Annotated in this window: 1 protein-coding gene; it reads left to right on the top strand. The window is 42.6% G+C overall.

Annotation, left to right across the window (positions count from 1 at the left end; genetic code table 11):
- On the top strand, window positions 1–4,038 hold a 4,038-nt coding region (locus OEU88_RS17510), incomplete at both ends, for an amino acid adenylation domain-containing protein (RefSeq protein ID WP_262696504.1).

The raw sequence follows: 4,038 nt of genomic DNA, 5'->3' as shown, positions 1-4,038 counted from the left end.
TTTACCATTATTATCTTCTCTGGAGCGTGACCGCTTACTTATTGAATGGAATGATACATCTGCGGCTTATGCATCAGACAAGTGTTTGCATACTTTATTTGAAGAGCAAGCCAGCCGCACTCCAGATAACATTGCTGTCGTTTATGAGGGTAGTGAACTTAGTTATGCTGAGTTAAACAAGCGGAGTAATCAGCTTGCACATTACCTGATTGAGCAGGGAGTTAAGCCAGATAGTCTAGTGGGTCTTTGCCTTGACCGCTCTCTTGAGATGGTTGTCGGTATTATGGGAATACTTAAGGCTGGTGGTGCTTATGTTCCGCTGGATCCTGATTATCCGGAGGACCGCCTTCGGTTTATGCTTGATGATACACAAGCTCACATAGTTATTGGTCAGGCTTCTATAGCGACTGATCTATCATTGTTTGATGAGCGTTGTCAGGATCGCCCTGAGCTGGTGCTTCTCGATGAGCCAGAGCAGCTTGAGGCGTTGTCATTTTACCCTGAGACTAACCCTGATACTTCGGCTTTGGGGATATGCTCCGACCACCTCGCTTATGTGATCTATACCTCAGGCTCTACAGGAAAGCCCAAAGGTGTATGTGTCGAACATAAAAGTGTTGGTCAGCATTTGTTAGATATTGTCGACTTATATCAAATTAACCAACTTGATCGAGTCTTAATGGCCGCTTCGATTAATTTTGATGCTTCAGTTCAGCATATATTTTCGCCGCTAATAGCCGGAGGGAGAACTTACATACTGAATCGCGAAAACATACTAGCTGCTGATCGCCTCGCATTTATGGTAGAAAATGAAATTACTATATCACATTTGCCGGCTTCATTCTTTGGCAAGTTAGTTTTAATTGACAATTTTAGTTCTCAAATTGCTAATAGTCGTCTACGTCAATTAAGTTCAGGTGGAGAAGCATTTGACAGATCCGTCATTGATATGTGGAAAGCCAATAATCTTCATGCTCATTGTAACTTAGGTAACGTATACGGCCCAACTGAAGCTACTATAATGAGTACTTATTATAAAGCGACATTGGCTGACAGTTCTAACGTTCCTATTGGCAAAGCGATTGGTTTTCGAAAGCTTTATGTATTATCGGATAATTTATCGGTTTTGCCGATAGGTGCTGTTGGTGAGTTATATATAGGTGGAGCAGGTTTGGCGCGGGGTTATTTGAACCGCCCCGAGCTTACTGCGGAGCGCTTTATATCAAACCCATTCAGTAATGATACGGGCTCTCGTTTATACCGGACGGGTGATCTGGTGCGCTATCTGCCGGATGGGAACCTTGAGTTTATAGGTCGGGTCGACCATCAAGTTAAGGTTCGTGGTTTTAGAATTGAGCTTGGCGAGATTGAAGCGTCACTTTTAGATGTTTCTGACGTTAGTGATGTAGTTGTTGTTGCGCGAGAAGGTCAAGCTGACAGCAAGTTAAACGAAGAAGACCGGCTGAGGATCTGGCCATCCGTATGTGAATTTTATGTGTATGACGATCTTACTTATTTTATGATGTCATCACATGAAGCTCGCATTCAATGTTATCGGAATGCATTCCAGGCTCAATTGAGTAATAAAGTTGTACTTGAGATTGGCCCTGGGCCTGATGCCAATTTATCAAAGCTCGCAATTAAAGCCGGTGCAAAAAAAGTATATTCAGTAGAGCTAATCGAAGAGTCTTATCATCAAGCTAAAGCGGAAATCGAGCGCAGCGGATTAACAGAGAAAATTTGTGTGATTCATGGAGATGTCAGGCAAGTAGAATTGCCTGAAGCTGTGGATTATTGCATTTCTTCAATCATTGGGCATATAGGTGGTGCTGAAGGTGCTGCTAAAATTCTTAAGGAAGTTAAGTCTGTAGCAAATGACAATTTGTTAATGATTCCTCAACGAAGTGTCACTCGAATTGCCGGTGTGTCTATACAAGAAGATGAACTAGATGTATGCTTTGACGATAGTGGAGCGCATTATGTTCGTCAGATTTTTGACGAAGTGGGGCGCCCTTTTGATCTAAGAGTATGTGTGCGTAATTTGAAAAGACAGCACTTAATTACTAGTTCAGATATATTTGAGGATCTGGTATTCGACTCTGATCTTCAACTAGAATCAGAGCATGATATTGAGCTGCACGTAAAACGTGAATGTATTCTAACAGGGTTTGCGCTTTGGTTAACACTCCACGTGGATGAAAATAATAATTTCAATACTCTTGATGACCAAGAAAACTTACTGCCGATTTATGTCCCGGCATTTCCTGAAGGAAAAAATGTTTCATCTGGTGATTCAATATTGGCAACTGTTGAACGAACACTTGCTTCAAATGGGTTAAACCCTGAGTTTAAAATCAGAGGTAAGATTAGGTTTTCTAATTCAGCAGATTTTGACTTTGAATATAGGCTAAGCCATGCAAGCAATGATTTTAGGGCTACAAGTTTCTACCAAAAGTTGCTTAAAGACGATGGGGAGCCTTCACTTGCAAGTCAAGCTGACAGTAGCGATAAACAGCTAGTTGCTTACATTGTTGCGGAAGGTTCTTATGTTGAAGATGAAGCGGCGAAGCAGGATTTTATAGGGTCATTACGTTCTACATTACAGCAGCGGCTTCCTGACTATATGATTCCATCAGCCTTTGTTGTTCTAGACAGCTTCCCTTTAACCACTAATGGAAAGCTTGATCGTCAGGCATTGCCTGCTCCTGGCGATATGGATGTTCAGCGTTCGATTTATGTTGCTCCTCGTACGGAGATTGAAGCTAAGCTTTGCACTTTATGGCAGGAAGTTCTCAAGCTAGAGCGCGTAGGTGTGCATGACAACTTCTTCGAACTTGGGGGGCATTCGCTTTTGGCGACGCGCCTTATTAGTTTGGTTCGGTCCTCTCTAGGAGAGGAAGTTTCGCTGCGCGCTTTTTTTGAGAGCCCAACGATTGCTGGTTTGTCGGTTATTCTTTTTGAACATTCGGCGGATTATCTTTTGCCTCCCATTGAGATTGCAGATCGTTCATCTGTAATTCCTTTGTCATACGCCCAGCAGCGCTTGTGGTTTATTGATCAATATGAGGGTGGTAGTAGTCACTATAACATGCCAGGTGCTTTCCGGCTGCGCGGTAGTTTTCATCGAGCAGCTTTTGAAAGAGCTATTAAGGCAGTTATTGAGCGCCATGAAGTTCTTCGTACTGTTTTCATTGAAGATGGTGGCATTGGTTATCAAGATATTCGTGATGAGTTTTCATTACCCCTTGAGATACACGACCTTAGAAAGTCTAGCGAAGGCGACCAGAGAGAAGAGATGCGGCGCTTAATCGAGGCGCATGGAGATTATGTTTTTGACCTTAGTACCGAGTTGCCAGTTAGTTTTGGGTTAATCGTCCTTTCTGAAGATGACCACATTGTACTCTTTAATATGCATCATATAGCGTCTGATGGCTGGTCTATGGGTGTGTTAGCAACAGAATTAAAACTGTTGTATGAGGCTTTTTCATGTGGGAAGGCCAATCCGTTAGAGCCGCTTGAAGTTCAATATGCGGATTATGCGTTATGGCAGAGATCATGGTTGTCTGGGGATTTACTTGAACGTCAACTGGATTATTGGCGTGAGCGTCTTACTGGATTGCCAACCGTTCATAGCTTGCCTCTTGATTGTCCTCGCCCTCAGCACCAGAGTTTTAACGGACGTTATCATCAACATGACTTAGATAATGATTTGTCTGGTGAGGTTTTGGCTTTTTGCCAAGATCACGATGTGACATTGTTCATGTTTTTGCAAACTGCGTTCTCGGTTCTTTTAGGTCGTTATAGCGGTGTCGATGATATTGTTGTTGGTTCGCCGATCGCGGGTCGCTCACATGCTTCTATTGAGCCTTTGATCGGGTTCTTCATTAATAATCTAGTATTACGTAGTGATTTATCAGGTGACCCTAAGTTCATAGATTTATTGAGTATAAATCGTCAGCATATTTTGGATGCTTATGAACACCAGCATGTCCCGTTTGAGATGCTTGTTGATGACCTTAAGCCAGAGCGCAACTTGAA

The organism is Kordiimonas aquimaris, assembly GCF_025574485.1.
GTDB lineage: Bacteria > Pseudomonadota > Alphaproteobacteria > Sphingomonadales > Kordiimonadaceae > Kordiimonas > Kordiimonas aquimaris.
This window is presented reverse-complemented; position numbering and strand designations above follow the sequence as displayed.